Genomic DNA, 20,704 nt, shown 5'->3' on the forward strand with positions numbered 1-20,704 from the left:
TTTCGGCGCATTCGAGCACACGCCGGCGCGTACAGATCGTGCGGCTTCGTGCCGAAAATCCCCTTTTTACCGGCCCGATGCACCGCTGCAACGGTGCGTAGAATGCCGCCTCTTCCTTGTCGCACAAGGCTTTGCGGGCACCCGTAAACGTCCGTTACCTGTCTCGCATACCCGTTTCACCTGTGTCAGTGTCCGGTGCCTAGACTCCGAACCGTATTCACATGACGCACGACACGTGCAGGGAGTCGCGAGATGAACAAGAAACTCATTCTCGGTGCAGTTCTCGGTGTAGCGGCGCTGGCAGCCTCGGGCGTCGCATCGGCTCACGTCGACCTGTCGGTCGGCATCGGCGTACCGGCCTATGCGGCGCCGGCGCCCGTCTACGTGGCACCGCCGCCGCCGGTCATGTACGCACCGGTCGGCTATCGCGATGACGGCTGGCGCGGCGATGGCTGGCGTCAGCGCGAATGGCGCGAACACGAGTGGCGCCGCCGTGAATGGCGCGAGCACGAATGGCACGATCGCGGCGGTTGGCGCGGCGGCCGCTGGGATTAAGCGGTTCGACTGATCACAGCAAGAGGAGAGTGAAAACATGATGCCCATTCGACACATCAGGCTGTGCGCTACCGCTGCCATCGTTGCGCTTGCCACCATCGGCAGCGCGCACGCGGCGGGCTGCATGAAGGGCGCGGTGGTCGGCGGTGTGGCCGGCCACTATGCGGGGCACCACGCGGTCGTCGGCGCGGTTGGCGGCTGTATCGTCGGTCACCACATGGCGAAGAAGCACGCGCAAGAAGAGGCCGCGCAGCACAAGGCCGCCGCGCAGGGCATGCAACCGGCGCAGTAAGCGCCCTCGTCACCGGGGCGGCGCAGCGGCGCCGCGCCCGCCTGCTTCGATCCCCGTTCACGCACGATCCGGATTGATCTGACGAATGCGCGCCGCGCGCATCGTTACGATCATTTACAACGTCGTGTGGCGCGAATTTTGCGCGTTCATAGAATGCAGTCACACGAACGCGCTCCAGGGAGCACAAGATGAAACAGCAACGATACCTGTCCGTACTGATGGCCGCGCTGCTCGCGCTCGGCACGGTTTCCGCGTATGCAGCAGCCGGCGGCAATGGCGGCGGAAACGGTGGCGGTGGCGGCGGCCACGGTGCAGGCGGTTTGGGCGGCAATGCAGGCGGCATGTCCGCCGGCCACATGAGCGGCCAGGCGATGAGCAACTCGAATAGCATGCACGCGGGCGACCGCGACAAGGGCCTGTCGCGCGCGGCCGACCGCTCCGACACGATCGCCGATCGCGCCGGCGTGCAGCCGGGCCACGGCCACGCGCACGGACATGCGCATGGCCATACCACGCACGCGTCGACGACCACGCATCATTCGCATCACCACGCATTGGGCCGCACGCTTTAAGCGCAGCGCGCCAATGCGATGGAAGGGCGCTTCGGCGCCCTTTTTTCATGGCGGAAATGCCACGCGGCTGTCGCGCGAAAACATCGTGCCGACCCGATTTGCAACCAGCCGTAACCGCGCGGCGAACGAGCGCGAATACGGAACGCTTACACGTGGATGACAGACAGGAAACCGGCGCGAAGCGCGCGCATCGCAAGCGCGGCCGACCGTGTCGAAACAGGCCATAAAAAAGGGCGGCTCATCGCCGCCCTTCGCTTTATCGCCCGGCGCCCGCCAGCGGCACCGCAGGTTCAAACAAGGCGTCCGCCTGCCTGACGCGCACGAAGCGCGCCGCGCCGTCGCCGTCCACCAGCGCCTGGAAATGCGCCTCGCCGCACGCGAGCTTCGCCCGCTCGTGCTCGCTCGGCACGTGGCCGTCCGCATTCGGCGTATCGACGACGAAGTACAGCCGTTCGCCACCGTCCTGTTCCGCGAGCACGGCCCAGTCCGGGTGATAGCTGCCGAGCGGCGTCGACACGCGGAACCACGCGGGCAGCTTCGCGTACAGCCTCACGCCGTCGTGCGCCTCGAGCGCATCGGCGAACGCACGCTCCGCGTCCGTCTCGCACACGACCGCTTCGTAGATCGACTTCTGCGCATCGGGCCGCAGGTTGCGCAGATAGCCGGTCAACGCCTCGCTCTCGAACGATTCGAGCGCATGCACGTGGCGCTCGCCGAGCTTGCGGTACGCGATGCCCGCGACGAGCGCGAGCCGCTTGCAGCGGTTGATCGCATCGGCCGCGACCGCGATGAACTGCTGCGGATTCACGCGGAAATCCTCGAGCCGGCCGCTGTCGGCCAGGATCGTCGCCAGCGAACGGCGTGTGAGCTGCGTGCGGTCCTGCAGCTCGGTGAGCAGGTCGGGCAGCGGCAGCTCGCCTTCGTCGAGCAGCACCGTGCCGGCGCCGGCCACTTCGATCGCCTCGATGCCGGCCTTGCCGATGTCGATCTCGGCCTTGCGCCACTGCAGCCGGGCGCGCGCGATGTCCGGCGCGTCGTGCAGCGCGGCCGCGCAGTCGCGCACGAGCTTCGCGTTGTCGAACTCGACGCGGTACACGGTGCGATGACGGATGCGGTCCCACAGCGCGCGGAACGCCTCGCCGAACACGACGGCCTTGCCCGACGCGTCGCGCCGCAGCGCGATCGCACGGCGCTCGTCCGCATTGCGCACCGCGAAGCGGCCCGACAGCTTGCGCAGCGTCGCGACGATCGGCGCGCGCAGCATTTCGAACGCATCGGGCAGCACCAGCGCGCTCTGGCGCAGCGCGTCCTTCAGCCGGTCGAGCACCTTGCCCTGCGCGTCGACGTAGCCTTGTTCGTGCAGATGATTCCACAGCACGCGCGACAGCTCGACGCCGAGCGCATGCGCGGGCCCGTCGCCTTCCTGCACGGGCAGCGCCGCGAACTGGTGTTCCTCGACGATCCCGAACCGGATGCCCGTATCGGCCTCGATTTCCTTCTGCAGGTTCTCCGCGAACGACTCGTAGCGCTCGGTCGCGATCACCGTGAGCGTGTTCACGCCCGCATCGCGCACGCGTTCGCCGTCCTGGTCGACGGCGAGACGCAGCCCGCGGCCGAGCGTCTGGCGGCGCTCGCGTTCGGTCTGGATGTCGCGCAGCGTGCAGATCTGGAACACGTTGGGATTGTCCCAGCCTTCCTTCAGCGCCGAGTGCGAGAAGATGAATTTCAGCGGCGTGTCGAACGACAGCAGCGCTTCCTTCTCGCGCATGATGAGGCCGTATGCGCGCTCTGCGTTCTCGCGGGCCGCCGCGCTGCTTTCGCTCGTGTCGGTCCAGCCGCCCTTGCGGTCGATCGAGAAGTAGCCGTTGTGCGCGCGCCCGACTTCGAGCGCGACGTCGACGCCGTCGAACAGCGCACGGTAGGCCGGCACGCGCGCCGCCCGCGCATATTCCTCTTCGAAGATCAGCGCGTAGTCGCCCTTCACGGGCATTCCGTTCTCGTCGTAGCGGCGATAACGCTCGACCGAATCGACGAAGAACAGCGACAGCACTTTCACGCCGCGCTCCGCGAGGCGCAGCTCTTTGTCCAGATGCTCGCGGATCGTGCGGCGGATCATCTCGCGCTGCACGGCGAGCGTGTCGATGTCGCCGAATGCCTCGCCGAGCGACAGGAACGCCTCGCCTTCCGGATGGCGCAGCTCGACGTATTCGGCACCCTTCACCGCATGGACTTCGCCGATCCTCAGCCCCGCGTACAGCGCGCGCTTGGTCAGGCGTTCGAGATCGTCGCCGTCGGTGGCCGTCACGATCTGGCGCTTCACGCCGGCCGTCGTCGCGACGTCGAGCTCGACGCGCGCGCTGATCGCGCCGCGCCGGTTCGACACGCCCACGAGCCGCACGTACGGCTTGTTGTGCGCATCCTCGACGATCGCCGACGCGATCTCGATCTGCTTGACCAGCTTGCGCTCGTACGCGTCGACCGCGTCGAGCCGGTACACCATGTGGTGACGGTCGACGTGCGTGGCCGAATAGCGCAGCGTGCAGAGCGGTGCCATCGCCGCGAGCGCTTCGCGGCCACGGCCTTCGAGCCCGCCGTCGACGCTTTGCGGCTCGTCGACGATCACGATCGGCCGCGTCGCGCGAATCAGGTCGATCGGTTTCTCGCCGCCGGTCTTCTCGCTGTCCTTGTAGAGGTTGTTGATTTCCTTCTTGTTGATCGCGGCCACCGTCATCACCATGACCTGGATCGCCGCGCTCGCCGCGAAGTGGCGCACCTGGCCGAGTTTCGCGGAGTCGTACAGGAAGTAGTCGTACGGCACGCCCGCGTACAACGCGCGGAAGTGATCCTCGGTGATCGCGAGCGTCTTGTGCACGCCTTCCTTGATCGCGATCGACGGCACGACGATCACGAACTTCGTGAAGCCGTAGCGGCGGTTCAGCTCGAAGATCGTGCGCAGGTACACGTAGGTCTTGCCGGTGCCGGTCTCCATCTCGACGGTGAAGTCGCGCGAGCCGGGCAGGCCGGACGGCGGCAGCCCGCCGCGCAGCTGCACGTCGGCGAGATTGCGCGCGAGCGCGTCGTCGGTCAGCGACAGCCGGTTGCCGACGCCCTGTTCCGACACCGCGAAGCCGAGCGAGCCTTGCGCTGCGGCCGTCGTGCCGGGCGCGGCGTTCGCGAGCACGCTGAAGTCGCCGCGATACGATTCCTGGCCGCGAAACAGGTCGCAGACGGCATCGATCGCCTCGCGCTGGTAGTCGAGATCCGCTTCGAAATGCAGCCGCATCACAGGCTCCGCACGCGCTTCACGCCGTGCTGTTCGAGCAGCGCGGCGAGATTGAGCTTCGCGACGTCGTCGACGAAGCCGCTGTCGCGGAACAGGCACGTGACGTCGTGCGTCGTGCCGGTCGCGTCGAGCAGGTCGACGATGCCGTCGGCCAGCGGGCCAGCGTCGTCGCGCGCGATGCGCGCATCGAAGCACGCGACGATCGAGCGGCCGATCAGGTGCACGGTCTTGCCGGCCACCTGGTGATGCTCGACCGGCGTGCACAGGTCGAGGCCGAGCTTCAGCGTCAGCTCGGCGAGCAGGTCGTCCTCGGTGCGGCCGGTCTTCACGTGCTCGACGGAGGCGAACAGCGCGTGGTCGAAATCGTCGCGGCGCGGGTCCCACTCGATCACGTTGGTCGTGTCGAGCCGGTACACGCGGAAACCGAGGTCGCCATAGCTTTCCGGATAGTCGCGCGCGACCTGCTGCGCGGTGCGGCGCAGGCGTTCCTTGGTGATTTCGGCGAGCGTCAGCGGCTTCTTCAGCTTCGCGCAGAAATCGGCGGCGGCCAGTTGCGTCTTGTCGCGGCGGTCGAGCGCTTCGGGCAATTGCACGAGCACGTAGCGGCGCGCGCCGCCGTCGGTCGCGTTCACCTGCATCACCGCGTGGCCGGTCGAGCCGGAGCCGGCGAAGCAGTCGAGCACGATGTCGTCGCCGCGCGTACACCAGCCGATCACGGCCGCCGCGAAATCGACCGGCTTCGGCAGGTCGAACGGGATCCCGAGCGTCTTCAGCAGCGCGTCGTCGGAGCCGGCGAACGGCAGCACCGACGGCACGTTTTCGTACATGTTCTCGTCGAGGTAGTAGATCCGCTGCGGCTGCGTGCTTTCATCCGCGCCGAATTCGATCTGGCCGCGCTCGATCAGCGCCTGCATCGTCGCGGGCGGGTTGCGCCAGCCGCGCGCCGGCATCGCACATGGCTTGCCGGTGACCGGGTGGATCAGCGGCGTGAAATACTCTTCCGGCGCCTTCTTCTTGTTCGGCCAGGCCATCGACACGAGGCGGTACACGCGGCCTTCTTCCGACAGCCGGTCATACATCACCTCGCCGCCGGACAGGTTGGTCTGCGCCTTCATCCATGCCCGATACGCCTTCTGCGCGTCCTTCGCGTTGCCGCTGCGGTATACGGCGTCGTGCGCGGCGTCGAGCATGCGCTGCGCGTTGCGCTTCGGGCGCTTGAGCGGCGCCTGTTCGAGCAGCGTCTCCGCGTTGCGCGCGAACAGCACCAGCGATTCGTGCTGGTACGCGACGCCGCGCGCGTCGCCCTTCGGGTTGCGCTTGTCCCACACGGCCACGCCGAGCTCGTTCTCCTCGCCGAAGATCTCGCGCAGCATCAGCACCAGCGCGTGCACTTCATGCTCGTCGATGTGCACGGCGATCAGCCCTTCATCGGACAGCAGCGCGTGCGCGAGCTTCAGGCGCGGATACATCATGTTCAGCCAGTCGGTGTGGAACCGGCCGTTCGCCTCGGTGTTGGTGCTGCGCTTCACGCCGCCCTGGGTCTGCCCGGTCATCGCCAGGTAGTGGCGGATGCTGTCGCTGAAGTCGTCCGGATAGACGAAATCGCTGCCGGTGTTGTACGGCGGGTCGATGTAGACGAGCTTCACCTTGCCTGCGTAACTCTTGTGCAGCAGCTTCATCACGTCGAGGTTGTCGCCCTCGATCACGAGATGGCGCGTGTCGTCCCACGCGACGCTGTCGTCGGGGCAGGGCCGCAGCGTGCCCGTCGACGGCGTGAGCGCGGCCTGGCGTGCGCTGCGCTTGCCGTGCCAGTGGAAGCCGTAGCGCTCGTCGGCGTCGCCGACCGTGCGTTCGCCGATCAGCGCCTTCAGCACGTCGACGTCGACCGACGCGCCGCCGGGGCCTTCGGTCACGAGTTCGGGGAACAGCGCCTTCAGGCGCGCGACGTTGTCGGCGGTGAAATCGGTCGACATCGCCTGCGGGCTCGCCGCATCGAGTTTCTGCATCGTCTTTTCCATCGGAGCCCGGCCGCGCGCGCCAGGACGTCGGGCGCGCTCGCGGCACCGGCGGCAACGGCCGCCCGGGCAAACCCGAAACGCTATCGAGTCGATCGTCCGAGGTCAAGCGCCGATGTGGGGCGATCGTGCGGACATCGGCCGCGATCGCCCGCCGGACGGGCCGCAAGCGGCTTCGGGCCGGTTGTCGCATGGGCCGCCGACGGGCGCCTGGCGGGCGTCCCCGGCGTCACGCCGGACAGGACGAAAAAAAGGGCACGGTCGGCGCCAAGCGCCGACGTGCCCGCATGGAGAATCCCGGACGGAGGGTGCGGCGGGGCCCGGCGGGCCCCGCTTGGGGTCAGAAACGCGTGCGGATGCCCGACGTCAGTTCGAGCTGGTTCTTCGCGCCGAACGTCGACGACACCGTGTAGCCGCCGTGCAGCTTCATGTAGTCGCCGGCGAGGTACACCTCGGTGCGCTTGCTCAGGTGATAGAACACCGACCCGTAGATCGTTTCCTTGAAGCCGTTGCCGACGCCGTTCGTCAGGCTGAACGCGCCGAGGTTCGCGTTCGGGACGAAACCGTCCGTGTTGTACGCGGCGTTCTTCACGCGCATCTGCTGGTAGCCGAGCTCGTAGTCGAGCGCGCCCTTCGGCGCGATCTTCATCGACACCGTCCAAGAATCGTCGTGGCGCTGGCCGAGCGAGCCCTGGTCGCCGTTGTAGCGGAAGTAGCCGGCGTTCAGGCGCACGATGCTGAACGCGTAGTTGCCGCCGACCGAGAACGTCTGGTTCGTGAAGCCGCCGTTGTTCACGTGGTTGTAGAAGCCCGACACGTTGAACGGCCCGCCGTTGTAGCCGAGCGCGACCTGGTACGCGGAGCCGGTCGCGAACGCGGTCGAGTTGCTGAACTGGTAGCCGGCGCTCGCGAAGATACCGTTGCTGAACAGCTTCTTCCACGCGATGCCGTTGTTGTAGCGCGTGCCGGTCGGGCCGGCCGCGTAGAAGATCATCTGCTTGAAGTTGTTCGAGTTGGTCCAGCCGCCTTCCTCGGTCGACAGCTTCGCGGAGCCGTACGGATCGCCGTAGATCGCGGCCGCGTCGCGCGCGATCGTGTTCTGGAAGCCGGCCGTCAGCTTGCCGAAGCGCTCGTCCTCGACGCCGACCCACGCATCGCGGTCGAAGATCTGGCCGCTGTCTTCCATCTGGCCGTTCGCGACCACGAATTCGCTTTCGAGGCGGAAGATGATCTTCGTGCCGCCGCCGATGTCTTCGGCGCCGCGCAGACCCCAGCGGCTGCCGCTGAACCACGGCTCGCCTTCGTTGCCCATCCCGATCACGTGATTGCCGTTCGCGTCGGCGTGGGTCCGGTAGGTCGGAAAGCTCAGGTCCATCAGGCCGTAGAGCTGCACGCTCGACTGCGCATGCGCCTGGGTGCCGGCGCACAGGCCAGCCGCCGCGATGGAAAGGGCAAGGGTTTTTCGTTTCAAGATCGTCTCCTCCGAGCTGCCGCATTGAAATCTGGTCGTTGGCAGTACGTAATGTATGCCGACTCTTGCCGGCCACAGCGAGAGGGCCGACGCATAGCATCGTAGAGGGTGCAATCCTTCACGACGCTTTCCCGGACGCAAGAATCGGATCGGTGAAAACACCGAACGCGCAATAATCACGGATCGGGCAGGTGTGCGGAAGCCGGCAAGCCGGGGGCGCCGGCATGCGTCGATGACGTTTCGTGCTACGAATCGATATTCAGGGCTCGCAAGGGAGCTTGTCAGTCCTGCGTGCTCTTCATGCGCAGGATGTAACCGAGCCCGCGCAGCGTGATGATCTCGGCCGTGCTGCCCGCGAGATGCTTGCGCAGCCGGTGGATGTAGATGTCGATCGCGTCGGCGCTCGGTTCGTCGTCGAGCGCGAACACGCTGTCCATCAGCCGCGCCTTCGATACCGTCTTGTTCTGCTGCAGCATCAGCGTTTCGAGGATCGCGTGCTCGCGGCGGCGCAGCGCGAGCACGGTTTCGCCGCAGCGGAATTCGCGCGTGCCGAACGCATAGACGAGATCGCCGCACACGAGCTGCGTCGTGCCGACACCGGCCTGCCGGCGGATCAGCGCGCGAATCCGGGCGACCAGCTCGCGCGATTCGAACGGCTTCACGACGTAATCGTCGGCGCCCGCGCCGAAGCAGTCGACCTTGTCGTCGACCGAGCCGTGCGCGGTCAGCATCAGCACCGGCACGTTGTCGTTGCGGCGCCGCAGCCGCGCGAGCACCTCCTTGCCGCTGATGCCGGGCAGGCGCATGTCGAGCAGCACCGCGTCGTAGCGTTCGGTCTTCAGCACCGTATCGGCGCGTTCGCCGTCGCCGACGGAATCGACCGCGAAATCCTCGCCGCGCAGCAGGTTCACGATCCAGTGCGCGAGTTCGGCGTTGTCTTCGACCAGCAGGAGTTTCATGGCGACTTCTCTTCAATCGTAGGCGGGCAGCCGCACGGTCACGACGATACCGCGATTGCCGGCCCCCGGCGCGAGCGACACGCTGCCGCCGTGCGCCTGCGCGATCTCGCGGACGATCGCGAGCCCGAGGCCCGAGCCCTCGGTATCGGCCGACACGCGGTAGAACCGCTTGAACACGTGCGGCCGCGCTTCGGCCGGGATACCGGGGCCGTTGTCGACCACGTCGAGGACGATCGCGTCGCCGTCGCGGCGGGCGGCCACCGTCACGCAGCCGCCCGGCTGCGTGTAGCGCACCGCGTTGTCGACGAGGTTCATCACGAGCGCGGTCAGCAGGCTGTCGCTGCCCGCGACGTCGAGCCGCTCGCCGAGATCGGCGCCGAGGTCGATGTCGCGCCGCTGTGCGAGCACGATCGTTTCCTCGAGCACGCTCGACACCACGGCCGCGAGATCGACGCGATGGGTCAGCAGCGTCGACGGCGTCGCCTCCGCATGCGCGAGCAACAGCAGCTTGTCGGTCACGTCGGCCATCTTGCGGCTGCTGCGCTGCATGCTGTCGAGCACCGATGCGAGCTCGGGATCGTCATGCCCGCGCCGCTTCGCGTACTGGATCTGCGTGTCGAGCACCGCGATCGGCGTGCGCAGCTGGTGCGCGGCATCCGCGATGAAGCGGCGCTGCGTGGCCGTGTGCGTATTGAGCCGCGCGATGCACTGGTTGATCGCGTCGACGATCGGCCGCAGTTCGTGCTGCAGCCGCTCGGGGCGGATCGGCTCCAGCTCCATCGGCCCGCGGTCGGCCACGTCGTCCTTCAGCTGCATCAGCGGCCGCATCTCGAAGGTGAGGCCGAGGTACACGAGCCCCATCGCGAGCATCAGCATCAGCGACAGGCGCACGAGCTGCGGCCGCCAGATCGTCGCGACCATCGCGCGGTGCGAGCGGGTCGTCTTCGCGACGACCACCGTGACCGTCTCGACGTGCCCCTCGTCGTACAGCTGGCGATCGTAGGCCACCGCGCGCAACGGCACGCCGTCGAGCGACGTGTCGTACAGCGTCGGCTCGATGCCGTGCCGCGCGGGCACGTCGAGCGCCGGCGTGCCGGCGAGCAGGCGGTCGTGGCCGTCGATCACCTTGTAGAACACCGAATCGCGCGACGGCGATTCGAAAATCTCCAGCGCGGCCGGCGGCACGTCGGCGACCGGCAGCCCGTTGCGCCATTCGATGTCCTCGCCGATCGTGCGCGCGGACGCGACGAGCGCGCTGTCCTGCACGAGCGCGGCCGTGGTCCGCGCGGTGTCGTACGACATCGCGCCCGCGATCAGCATGAACACCGCGAGCGGCAGCAGCAGCCACCACAGCAGCCGTCCGCGCAGGCTGTGCGCCATCCTGTTGCGCTCCTTCTCCGAAATGCCGAACCGCGCCGGGAGCGCCGGCGCGGTCGGGAGTGTCATGTCAGGCGTCCGTCTGCGGCGTTCAGAACGCCGCGGGGCGCCACTTCAGCAGCCGCTTCTCGAGCCAGGTCAGCAGGTAGTCGGCAGCCAGCGCGACCACGGCCAGCACGATCATCGCCGCGAACACGCCGCTCGCGTTGAACGCGCCCTGGGCGGTGGAGATTAGCAAACCGATGCCCTGCTTGGAACCCAGGAATTCGCCGACGACCGCACCGACCAGCGCGAAGCCGAAGCTCACGTGCAGGCTGGCGAGAATCCAGCTCAGCGCGGACGGGATCACGACCGCCGTGGTGATCTGCCGGCGCGACGCACCGAGGATCTGCGCATTCGCGATCAGGTAGCGGTCGGCTTCGCGCACGCCCTGAAACGCGTTGCCGAACACGACGAAGAACACCATCACGACGGCCAGCGCGATCTTCGACGCCATCCCGAGGCCCAGCGCGATCACGAAAATCGAGCCGAGCACGACGCGCGGAATCGAGTTCGCGATCTGGATGTACAGGCCGAACACGTCGGCCATCAGCTTGTTGCGGCCGAGCACGATCCCGCAGATCACGCCGGCAACCGAGCCGATCACGAAGCCGATGCCGGTTTCCTCGAGCGTGACCCACACCTGCGTGAGCAGCGGGCCCTGCGACGTGCCGTTCACGAACCAGTCCTGGATCTGGTCGAAGATCAGCGACGGCATCGAGAAGAAGAACGGATCGATCCACTTGAGGCGTGCGGCGAGTTCCCACCCGCCGAGCACGATCACCAGCACGGCGATCCGCAGCGTGACGATCAGGTTGCGCCGGCGGCGCAGCCGGCGTTGCGCGGCGCGCTCGTCGTCCTCGAGCGTCGTCGCCGGAATGGCGGTGGGGGGAAGCGTCATGTCGGTCATGCTCCTGTCCTTGCTGTTCTTGCCTTGAGCGTATGCGTCAGCCGATCTGCACTTCTTCGCGCAGGTCGTGCCAGATGTCCTTGGAAATTTCGATGAAGCGCGTGTCGTAGCGGATCTCCGACGTGACGCGCGGGCGCGGCAGGTCGATCTCGTACACGCGCTTGAGCGTGGCAGGCCGCGCGGTCAGCACGAACACGCGGTCGGCGAGGGCGATCGCCTCTTCCAGATCGTGCGTGACGAACACGACCGAGCCCTTGTTCGCGGACCAGAGCTGCAGCAGCTCGTCCTGCATCAGCGTGCGCGTCTGCATGTCGAGCGCGGAGAACGGCTCGTCCATCAGCAGGATTTCCGGCTGGTTGATGAAGGTCTGCGCGAGCGCGACGCGCTTTCTCATCCCGCCGGAAAGCTGGTGCGGGTAGTGCTTCGTGAACTTGTCGAGGCCGACCTTGCGGATCCATTCCTCGGCCTGCGCGTACGCGACGTCCTTCGAGCGGCCGCGAAACAGCGGGCCCGCCGCGACGTTGTCGATCACGTTGCGCCACGGGAACACGGCGTCGGCCTGGAACACGAAGCCGATGCGCGGATCGATCCCGTCGACCGGGCGCCCCATCACGCGCACCTCGCCCGACACGGGCTTGAGCAGCCCGGTGATCATATTCAGTGTGGTCGACTTGCCGCAGCCGGTCGGCCCGACGATCGCGATGAACTCGCCGCGCGCGACGCTCATGCTGAAATCGCGCAGCGCGACGGTGGCCTTGCCTTCCGGCGAAATGAAGCGGCACGACACGTTGCGAAACTCGATCGCCGGTGTGCTCGGGGAGACTGCCTGGTTCATCGCATTCGTCCTGCGGGTGAGGAGGGCGTCGCATCGTGACGACGCCGGGCCGGTCAACCGGGCCGGAACGGGGGAACGCTCGGCGGCGGGATCGCCGCCGCCGGCGCCGCTACCGGGATCGCTTACTTCGCGTTCACGAAATCGTTCGTGAAGGTGCGCGCCAGGTCGATATGCTTGCCCTTCACCGACGGGTTGAACGCCGACAGCACCTTCAGCACGGTGGCCGGGCCGTCGGCCGGCATCTTGCCGTCGGCGGTGTACATCGGCAGCGACGCCTTCAGCGCGCTCACGTACAGCGCCTTGTCCTTCTGGTAGTCGGCCGGCATCTTCGCGGCGATTTCGTCGGCGCTGTGCGTGTGGATGAACTGCATCGTCTTCGCGAACGCGTGCGCGAGCTTGGTGGCCTGCGCCTTGTGCGACTCGGCCCAGGCCGACTGCACGTACAGGCTCGCGGCCGGGTAGGTGCCGCCGAGCGCCGCACGCGTGCCGTCGACGGTGCGCATGTCGACCAGCACCTTCGCGTCGCCCATCTTCTCGAGCGCGGACACCGTCGGCTCGGTCGTCATCCCGGCGTCGATACGGCCCTGCTTGATCGCGGCGATGAAGCTCGCGTCGGCGCCGACCGGCAGCATCGTGTACTGCGTCGACGGCACGCCGTGCTGCAGCGCGAGGTATTGGGTGAGGAAGCTGGTCGACGAGCCGAGGCCCGTCACGCCGAGCGTCTTGCCCTTCGAGTCGGCCATCGACTTGAAGGTCGGCGCGGCCTTGGTCGACACCATCTCGACTTCGCCCGGCACCTGGCCGAACACGGCGATCGCCTTCACGTCCTTGCCCTTGCTCTGCAGGTCGATCGTGTGGTCGTAGAAGCCGACCACGCCCTGCACGGCGCCCGCGAGCAGCTCGTTCTCCGCGTCGACGCCGGCCGGCTGCGACAGCAGCTCGACGTCGAGCCCTTCGGCCTTGAAGTAGCCGAGTTCCTGCGTGAGCCGAGCGGGCAGGTAGATCAGCTTCGCGATCCCGCCGACCATGATCGTGATCTTGCCGCCGTCGTCGGCGAAAGCGGGGTGAGCGGCAAGCGCGCAGCTCAGGCTGGCTGCAACGGCGAGGGTGCGCAGGATGGGTCGCATCGGGTCGTCTCCGTTCGTTGTATTCGTATGGCGCGATGCTTGCTGCATCGTCACGACGAGTATAGGGAGGCGAAACCTTCCGCTACCTTTCGCGGGCGGGCGATTCCTTTAGGGGTTTTCCAGCAACGCAGGGCCGGAACAGGCGGGAAACGGGGAACAGCGGGGGCGGGAGGCGCTCAGCGCCAGCCGGTCAGCACGCGGCCCATCGCGTCGAGCCCCATGTCGAACAGGTGCGACACGAACGGCACGAGGTTCGGGATCATCAGTTGCACGAGCAACAGCCCGACGAGCATCGTGACGGGAAAGCCGACCTGGAACACGCCGATCTGCGGCGCCGCGCGGTTCAGGATGCCGAGCGCGAGGTTCGCGATCAAGAGCGCCGCGACCACCGGCAGCGCGAGCAGCAGCCCCATCTCGAACACGGTCGTGCCGAACGCGGCGAGCGTGCGCCAGCCGGGCGCGTGCAGCAGGTCGGCCGACACCGGCAGCGACTGGAACGACGCGGTGAGCGCGGCGAACACCTGCAGGTGGCCGTCCACCGCGAGGAACGCGAGCATCGCGACCGCGTTCAGGAAGCGGCCCATCACGGGCGTCGCGCCGCTCGTGTGCGGATCGAAGAAGGTGGCGAAGCCGAGCCCCATCGACAGCCCGATGAAGTCGCCGGCCGCCTCGACGGCCGCGAACACGATCTGCATCGTGAAGCCCATCGCGACGCCGATCAGGAACTGCGTGACGACGATCCAGATGCCCTGCGCGGAGAACACGGTGACGTCAGGCATCGCGCCGAGCGTGGGCGCGACGACCAGCGCCATGAACGCGGCGAGGCCGATCTTCACGCGGATGGGCACCGCCGCGTGGCCGACGACCGGCGCGGTCGCGACGAGCGCGAGCATTCGCACGAACGGCCACAGGAACGCCGTGAGCCAGCCGTTGAGCTGCGCGTAGGTAACCGAGAACATCGCCGCCGGGTGTGTGCGCGGCTCAGCCGACGCCGAGCGTCGCGACGTGCAGCAGCGTCTGCCGCAGGTAGTCGAGCATCGTCGTCAACATCCAGGGGCCGGCGATCACGAGCGTCGCGGCGACCGCGAGCAGCTTCGGGATGAACGACAGCGTCGCCTCGTTGATCTGCGTCGCGGCCTGGAACAGGCTCACGACGAGGCCGACCGCGAGCGCGACCAGCAGCAGCGGGGCGGCCAGCAGCAGGCCGACCATCATCGCCTGGTGCGCCAGGGTCATCACTTGTTCGGGCGTCATCGCGCGTTTCCTCCGCCGCTTACGTAAAGCTCTGCGCGAGCGAGCCGATCAGTAGCTGCCAGCCGTCGACCAGCACGAACAGCATCAGCTTGAACGGCAGCGACACGGTGGACGGCGACACCATCATCATCCCCATCGACATCAGCACGCTCGCGACGACCATGTCGATGATCAGGAACGGGATGAATACCGTGAAGCCGATCTGGAAGCCGGTCTTCAGCTCGCTCGTGACGAACGCGGGCACCAGCAGCGACAGCGGCACGTCTTCAGGCCCCTGCATCGGCGCGGCCTTCGAGATCTTCGCGAACAGCGCGAGATCGGTCTCGCGGGTCTGCTTCAGCATGAAGGTCTTGAACGGTGCGACGCCGCGCTGCACCGCCTGCTCCATCGGCATCGAGCCATCGGAGAACGGCTTGTAGCCGTCGTTGTACGCACGGTCGAGCACCGGCGACATCACGAAGAAGGTGAGGAACATCGCGAGGCCGACGAGCACCTGGTTCGGCGGCGTCGTCGCGGTGCCGAGCGCCTGGCGCAGCAGCGACAGCACGATGATGATGCGCGTGAAGCTCGTCATCATCAGCATCATCGCCGGCAGGAACGACAGCATCGTGAGCAGCAGCATCGTCTGCACGCTCAGCGAATACGTGGTGCCGCCGTGCGGGCCCGGGCTCGCGTTGAACGCGGGCAGGCCGTTCGCCTGCGCATACGCGAGCGCGGGGGCGAGGCAGAGGATCAGCACGGGCGCGAAGCGCGCCGCGCGATGCAGGAATGCGTGTTTCATCGGAATGCGGGGTCGGAAAAAGGGCGCGGCGCCATGTCAGTGGTCCTTGCCGCGACCGAGGCGCTTCGCGGCTTCGCCCGCGAGCGCGTCGCGAAACCGCGAGCCGAACGTGCCGGGCAGGCCGCCTTCGGACGGGGCGGCGCCGGCGGGCGCGTCGGCCGAAGCCGTCGTCGCGTGAGCCGCTGCCGAACCGGCCGGCAGCGTGTGCAGCAGTCGCACGTTGCCCGGCGCGACGCCGAGCACGAGCCAGGTGTCGCCGATCTCGACGATCGTCGCGCTTTCCTTCGCCCCGACCGCGACGCTCGACACGACCTTCAGCGGGCCGCCGCGGCGGGCGTGCTGGAAGCCGAAGCGGCGCGCGAGCCATGCGCACGCGAATACGAGACCGATCACGACCGCGAGCCCGACCAGCGTCTGCAGCACCGCGCCGAAGCCGAGCGACGGTGCGGCGGAGCCGACCATCACGCTCGATGCGATCGACCCGGCGTTGTTTACCGCGTTCATGTCGGCGGCGCCGGCCGGCGCGCAGGCAAGCGACGCCGCAATGGCCGCGGAAGCCGCCGCCACGCTTGCGACGCGCACGCGGCGGCCGGGCGCTACTACGTTCATCGATTCAGCTTCCGGATGCGTTCGGCCGGCGTGATGATGTCGGTCAGGCGGATGCCGAACTTGTCGTTGACGACCACGACCTCGCCCTGCGCGATCAGGCAGCCGTTCACGAGCACGTCCATCGGCTCGCCGGCGAGGCCGTCGAGTTCGACGACCGAGCCCTGCGCGAGCTGCAGCAGGTTGCGGATCGCGATCTTCGTGCGGCCGAGCTCCACGGTCATCTTGACCGGGATGTCGAGGATCATCTCGATGTCGTTGTGCGTCGAGGTCGCCGCGGCCTTCGACAGCGGCTGGAACACGCCGGCGCCCGTCGCGCCCGCCTGCACTGGCTGCTGGTTCTGCTCGGCCAGCGCGGCCGCCCAGTCGTCCATGCCCGGATCTTCTTCCGCCGCGGCCGGTGCCGCCTGCGCGGCGGCCGATGCCGCGAGGGCCGCGTCGGCCATCGCTTGTGCGTCGTCCTCGGGCGTCTGGTTCAGCTCACTCATATCCACCTTCCTTCATCGAATCGCCCGCGCTGATCATCTTCTGCACGCGCAACGCATATTGACCATTGAAAATTCCGTAGCCGCATTCCATCACCGGCACGCCGTCGACCTTGGCAGTGATCGTGTCCTCGATTTCCAGCGGCAGCACGTCGCCCGCGCGCAGGTTCAGGATCTTCTCGAAGGTCGACGAGATCTCGGCGAGGTTCGCGGTCAGCTCGACTTCGGCGGCCTGCACCTGCTGCGACAGCACGCGCACCCAGCGGCGGTCGACTTCGAGCGCCTCGCCCTGGATCGGCGAGCTGAGCACGTCGCGGATCGGCTCGATCATCGAGTACGGCATGCAGATGTGCAGCGTGCCGCCCGTCGGCCCGAACTCGATCGAGAACTGCGTGACGATGACGATCTCGTTCGGTGTCGCGACGTTCGCGAACTGCGTGTGCATCTCCGAGCGCACGAATTCGAACTGCAGCGGCCGCACGCTCTTCCAGGCGGTCGTGTAGTGCTCGAACACGAGGTTCAGCAGCTTGCCGATGATCCGCTGCTCGGTGGCCGTGAAATCGCGGCCCTCGACGCGCGTGTGAAAGCGCCCGTCGCCGCCGAACAGGTTGTCGACGACGAAGAACACGAGGTTCGGGTCGAACACGAACAGCGACGTGCCGCGCAGCGGCTTCACGTGCACGAGGTTCAGGTTCGTCGGGATCGGCAGGTTGCGGGTGAACTCGCTGTACTTCAGCACCTTCACCTGGCTGACGGAGATTTCCGCCGTGCGCCGCATGAAGTTGAAGATGCCGATCCGCAGCAGGCGCGCAAAGCGGTCGTTGATGATCTCGAGGCCGGGCATCCGGCCGCGGACGATCCGCTCCTGCGTCGCGATGTTGTAGGGACGGACGCCCGATGTGTCGCGCTGTTCGTCGACTGCATCGGTTTCGCCCGTGACGCCCTTGAGGAGGGCATCGACCTCCTCCTGGGACATGAACTCCTGGTGACCCATACGCGCTCCTTTCGCGGCCGCGTTACTGGACGACGAACTCGGTGAACAGCACGTCGTCGACCTTCGCGCGCTGGTTGCCCGGCTGCGTCGGCTGCTCGATCAGGTCCCGCAGTTCCTTCGCAAGCGAACGTTTGCCGTCCGGCGTCGCGAGTTCCTCGGGATGCTTGTTCGACAGCGCGAGCAGGATCCGGCTGCGGATCTCCGGCATCCGCGCGGTCAGTTGCTCCTGCGCCTTCGGGTCGGTGAGCTTCAGCGACAGGCCGACGCGCAGGTAGTGCTGCGCGCCGTCGTCGGACTGCAGGTTCACGGTCAGCGGGTCGAGCGGGAAGAACACCGGCGCGGCCAGCGGTGCCGGCTCGGCGGGCGTGCTCGCATGGCCGACGCCTTCCTTGCTCAGGAACACGTACATGCCGCCGGCTGCGGCGGCCGCCGCGCCCAGCGCGATGACGGCGATGAGCGCGATGCGCTTGAACTTGCCGGATGAAGCCGGCTTGTCGGCGGTCGGGTTTGCGGTCGTGGAGGCCATGTGAATGCGTGCGTGATGTCTCGTAGCATGCATTGTTCGGCATCCGGGCCGAGCCCGATGGGTGGAAAAGAGGGGGGATTTGCGGCTATCTCAGCCGATTGTCGGCCGGGTGTCGGCCCGATGCAGGGTAGGGCGGGCGGGAGAAGGCGGCCATGCCGGGTGCGGAACGGCCGCCGGGCCGGCGAACGGAGGCGCGGGCAGGGCCGGGAGGTGGCGCCGTTTCCGCCGCATGGGGTCTGCCGCGCCGAAGGCGGCAGGCACGATCGGGCTGGACTGGCGCCTGGCGGGCGTCGGCCGCCGGATCAGATCGGCAGCAGCGTCAGGAGCGGCGCGATCAGCACCATCGCGACGCCCGCGATCATCATCGTCAGGCTCGACACGACACCTTCCTCGCTGCCGATCTCGCGAGCCTTCGCGGTGCCCACGCCGTGGGCGGCCGCGCCGAACAGCGCGCCGCGCGCCAGCCGCGTGCGCATCGGCACCAGCGCGAGCACCAGCTCGCCGAGCAGCATCCCGCAGATGCCGGTCGCGATCACGAACAGCGCAGTGAGATCCTTCGGCGCGTGGATCTTGTCCGACACGGCAAGTGCGAACGGCGTCGACACCGAGCGCGTCATCAGCGAGCGCTGCAGGTCGGGCGACAGGTGCAGCAGCTTCGCGAGCAGCAGCGACCCGCACACGCCCGCGCCGATCCCGACCGCGACGCCGACCGACAGCGACAGCCAGTGGCGGCGGATCAGGTCACGATAGTCGTAGATCGGCACCGCGAACGCGATCGTCGCCGGGCCGAGCAGCCACATCAGCCAGCGCGTGTCGCGGAAGTAGACCGAATACGGGATGCCGGTCAGCAGGACAAGCAGCACCAGCACGCCCGGCACGAACACGAGCGGCGAGAACAGCAGCGTCTTCTTGTATGCGTAGAGCCGCTTCGACGCGAAGTACAGCACGACCGTCAGCACGAAGCAGCCGAACGAGATCGCGGTGTTCGCCTGGTCGGCGGACAGGTTCGACAATGCGGCGAACATGGCAGGCTCCGGCTCAGTGGGCGGACACGGCGCTCAGGCGCGCGCGGCGGCGTTCGGCGAACACGCGCTGTGCGGCGAGCCGGCGCTCGAGCTTTGCGGCGAGGTCGACCGCGACGGCCACCGCGACCATCACGAACGCGGTGCCGGCGAGCATCACCAGCGCGATGCGCCAGCCGTCCTCGCGGAACAGCCCGCCGTACTGCACGGCCGCGACGGCGGCCGGTACGAAGAACAGCAGCATGTCGGACAGCAGCCAGTTCGCGCCGTCCTTCACCCACGCGGGCGCGACGCGGCCCGAGAACAGCAGCACCAGGAGCACCGCGAGGCCGATCACGCCGGACGGAATCGGCAGCCCGATCTTGCGCACAGCCCAGTCGACCGCCATCCACAGCACGCCGAGCGCGGCGGCCTGCAGCGCGATCCGGCCCGTGTGCGCCATGCTGCCCGAAGCAGCGGGGCGGGCGGCGAGTGCGGCGGTCGGCTTGGTCATGGCAGGCTCCCTACAGATATTCCGTTGATGGTGGGAGTATAGGGTTTCCCCTAACCATAAATAAAATGACTTGTCTCTATCCTTGTCATTCCAATTCGGAATTCGTTTAGATCGCCGCACCAATTTGGGGAGTCATCGATGGAATTGCGCGCGTTGCGGTACTTCGTCGAGGTGGTTCGCCAGCAGAGTTTCACGGCGGCCGCCGACAAGCTGTTCGTGACCCAGCCGACCATCAGCAAGATGGTGAAGGCGCTCGAGGACGAGATCGGCTCGCCGCTGCTGCTGCGCGACGGCCGGCAGATGGTGCTGACCGACGCGGGGCGGATCGTGTTCCAGCGCGGCCAGGACGTGCTCGCCGCGCAGGCGCAGCTGCAGTCGGAGCTGAACGATCTCGGCACGCTCGGGCGCGGCGAGCTGACGATCGGGATTCCGCCGCTCGGCGGCTCGCTGTTCACGCCGATCATCGCCGCGTACAAGCAGCGCTATCCGAACATCGAGCTGAAGCTGTTCGAGCAGGGCGCGCGGATGATCGAGGCCGCGCTGACGTCGGGCGAGCTGGAGCTGGGCGGGCTGCTGGAGCCGGTCGATCCCGGCACCTTCGAGCGGCTGCCGATGGTGCGCGCGCCGCTGTGGCTCGTCGCGCCACGCGAGTCGCGCTGGGAGGATCACGCAGCCGTGCCGCTCGGGGATCTCGCGCGCGAGTCGTTCGTGTTCTACGCGGAAAGCCTCGCGCTGCACGACGCGGTGCTGGACGCGTGCCGGCAGGTCGGTTTCACGCCGTCGATCGTGAGCCGCAGCGGCCACTGGGATTTCATGGCCGCGCTCGTGCATGCGGGGGTCGGCATCGCGCTGCTGCCCGAGCCGTATTGCCGGCGGCTCGACGCGGGCCAGTTCACGTGCCGGCCGATCGTCGAGCCGGAGATCACGTGGGCGATCGCGCTCGGCTGGCTGAAGAAGGGGTATCTGTCGCACGCGGCGCGCGCGTGGCTTGAAGTGGCGCGGGCGACGTTGCCGATCGCGCCCGGTGACGATCTGGCGTTTGGCGGGTTGCGGGCGAGGGAGTGAGGCCCGCCGAGGCGGGCGGTAAAACGAACGAGGCGGGCGCAAC

Annotated in this window: 21 protein-coding genes; 4 read left to right on the forward strand and 17 right to left on the reverse strand. The window is 67.7% G+C overall.

The genetic code is table 11. The features are described 5' to 3' along the window. Positions 1-252 precede the first annotated feature (252 nt). From BDO18943_RS36880 to BDO18943_RS36890, 3 genes are all read left to right on the forward strand, one after another. Positions 253-555 carry a hypothetical protein gene (locus BDO18943_RS36880; protein WP_089449610.1) on the forward strand — a complete coding sequence of 101 codons (303 nt, stop codon included), beginning with the start codon at positions 253-255 and terminating at the stop codon, positions 553-555. Positions 556-592: 37 nt separating this feature from the next. Then, positions 593-847 (forward strand): hypothetical protein, encoded by a 255-nt coding sequence (locus BDO18943_RS36885; protein ID WP_011350453.1) that lies wholly within the window; start codon positions 593-595, stop codon positions 845-847. A 188-nt stretch (positions 848-1,035) separates the two neighbouring features. Next, positions 1,036-1,419, forward strand: coding sequence for a hypothetical protein (locus tag BDO18943_RS36890; protein ID WP_175026072.1), 384 nt, complete (start codon positions 1,036-1,038; stop codon positions 1,417-1,419). Between the two features lie 256 nt (positions 1,420-1,675). Here the strand turns inward: BDO18943_RS36890 and BDO18943_RS36895 are convergent, their stop codons facing one another. The 17 genes from BDO18943_RS36895 to BDO18943_RS36975 all read right to left on the reverse strand — a co-directional run bounded on the left by BDO18943_RS36895 (position 1,676) and on the right by BDO18943_RS36975 (position 19,596). After that, a complete protein-coding gene (locus BDO18943_RS36895) occupies positions 1,676-4,702 on the reverse strand; it encodes a type III restriction-modification system endonuclease (protein ID WP_175026073.1) in 3,027 nt (1,008 codons plus the stop codon). Next, the gene (locus BDO18943_RS36900; RefSeq protein ID WP_175026074.1) at positions 4,702-6,720 is read right to left on the reverse strand and encodes a site-specific DNA-methyltransferase; all 2,019 of its coding nucleotides are present in this window, start codon (positions 6,718-6,720) and stop codon (positions 4,702-4,704) included. The genes BDO18943_RS36895 and BDO18943_RS36900 overlap by 1 nt, the downstream gene beginning before the upstream one ends. 337 nt (positions 6,721-7,057) lie before the next feature. Further along, positions 7,058-8,188 (reverse strand): porin, encoded by a 1,131-nt coding sequence (locus BDO18943_RS36905; RefSeq protein WP_043184808.1) that lies wholly within the window; start codon positions 8,186-8,188, stop codon positions 7,058-7,060. A 281-nt stretch (positions 8,189-8,469) separates the two neighbouring features. Further along, positions 8,470-9,147: a response regulator gene (locus BDO18943_RS36910; RefSeq protein WP_041492705.1), complete on the reverse strand. Its 678-nt coding sequence runs from the start codon at positions 9,145-9,147 to the stop codon at positions 8,470-8,472. Positions 9,148-9,159: 12 nt separating this feature from the next. Further along, positions 9,160-10,527 carry a sensor histidine kinase gene (locus BDO18943_RS36915; protein WP_175026085.1) on the reverse strand — a complete coding sequence of 456 codons (1,368 nt, stop codon included), beginning with the start codon at positions 10,525-10,527 and terminating at the stop codon, positions 9,160-9,162. Positions 10,528-10,615: 88 nt separating this feature from the next. After that, positions 10,616-11,473, reverse strand: coding sequence for an ABC transporter permease (locus BDO18943_RS36920; RefSeq protein WP_011350459.1), 858 nt, complete (start codon positions 11,471-11,473; stop codon positions 10,616-10,618). Positions 11,474-11,510: 37 nt separating this feature from the next. After that, the gene (locus BDO18943_RS36925; RefSeq protein ID WP_043184810.1) at positions 11,511-12,308 is read right to left on the reverse strand and encodes an ABC transporter ATP-binding protein; all 798 of its coding nucleotides are present in this window, start codon (positions 12,306-12,308) and stop codon (positions 11,511-11,513) included. Positions 12,309-12,430: 122 nt separating this feature from the next. After that, positions 12,431-13,435: an ABC transporter substrate-binding protein gene (locus BDO18943_RS36930; protein WP_043184811.1), complete on the reverse strand. Its 1,005-nt coding sequence runs from the start codon at positions 13,433-13,435 to the stop codon at positions 12,431-12,433. Between the two features lie 176 nt (positions 13,436-13,611). After that, entirely contained in the window at positions 13,612-14,394 is a 783-nt protein-coding gene (gene fliR, locus BDO18943_RS36935) for a flagellar biosynthetic protein FliR (RefSeq protein ID WP_175026075.1), read from the reverse strand. A 22-nt stretch (positions 14,395-14,416) separates the two neighbouring features. Continuing rightward, the gene (gene fliQ / locus BDO18943_RS36940) at positions 14,417-14,689 is read right to left on the reverse strand and encodes a flagellar biosynthesis protein FliQ (protein ID WP_006491272.1); all 273 of its coding nucleotides are present in this window, start codon (positions 14,687-14,689) and stop codon (positions 14,417-14,419) included. Between the two features lie 19 nt (positions 14,690-14,708). Beyond that, entirely contained in the window at positions 14,709-15,470 is a 762-nt protein-coding gene (fliP, locus tag BDO18943_RS36945; protein WP_043184813.1) for a flagellar type III secretion system pore protein FliP, read from the reverse strand. Between the two features lie 36 nt (positions 15,471-15,506). Next, positions 15,507-16,079, reverse strand: coding sequence for a flagellar biosynthetic protein FliO (fliO, locus tag BDO18943_RS36950; RefSeq protein WP_175026076.1), 573 nt, complete (start codon positions 16,077-16,079; stop codon positions 15,507-15,509). Continuing rightward, positions 16,076-16,564 carry a flagellar motor switch protein FliN gene (fliN, locus tag BDO18943_RS36955; protein ID WP_043184816.1) on the reverse strand — a complete coding sequence of 163 codons (489 nt, stop codon included), beginning with the start codon at positions 16,562-16,564 and terminating at the stop codon, positions 16,076-16,078. Before fliN ends, fliO begins: the two co-directional genes overlap by 4 nt. Then, positions 16,557-17,555 (reverse strand): flagellar motor switch protein FliM, encoded by a 999-nt coding sequence (fliM, locus tag BDO18943_RS36960; protein ID WP_043184817.1) that lies wholly within the window; start codon positions 17,553-17,555, stop codon positions 16,557-16,559. Before fliM ends, fliN begins: the two co-directional genes overlap by 8 nt. Before the next feature lie 22 nt (positions 17,556-17,577). Then, entirely contained in the window at positions 17,578-18,114 is a 537-nt protein-coding gene (fliL, locus tag BDO18943_RS36965; protein WP_143330941.1) for a flagellar basal body-associated protein FliL, read from the reverse strand. 269 nt (positions 18,115-18,383) lie between these two features. Continuing rightward, positions 18,384-19,106 (reverse strand): LrgB family protein, encoded by a 723-nt coding sequence (locus BDO18943_RS36970; protein ID WP_175026077.1) that lies wholly within the window; start codon positions 19,104-19,106, stop codon positions 18,384-18,386. A 13-nt stretch (positions 19,107-19,119) separates the two neighbouring features. Further along, positions 19,120-19,596, reverse strand: a complete 477-nt coding sequence (locus BDO18943_RS36975) for a CidA/LrgA family protein (RefSeq protein WP_175026078.1) — start codon at positions 19,594-19,596, stop codon at positions 19,120-19,122. A 138-nt stretch (positions 19,597-19,734) separates the two neighbouring features. Here BDO18943_RS36975 and BDO18943_RS36980 point away from each other — a divergent pair, with 138 nt between their 5' ends. Then, positions 19,735-20,661, forward strand: a complete 927-nt coding sequence (locus tag BDO18943_RS36980; protein ID WP_043184822.1) for a LysR family transcriptional regulator — start codon at positions 19,735-19,737, stop codon at positions 20,659-20,661. Positions 20,662-20,704: the final 43 nt, after the last annotated feature.

The sequence above is a fragment of the Burkholderia aenigmatica genome (genome assembly GCF_902499175.1).
Classification (GTDB): domain Bacteria; phylum Pseudomonadota; class Gammaproteobacteria; order Burkholderiales; family Burkholderiaceae; genus Burkholderia; species Burkholderia aenigmatica.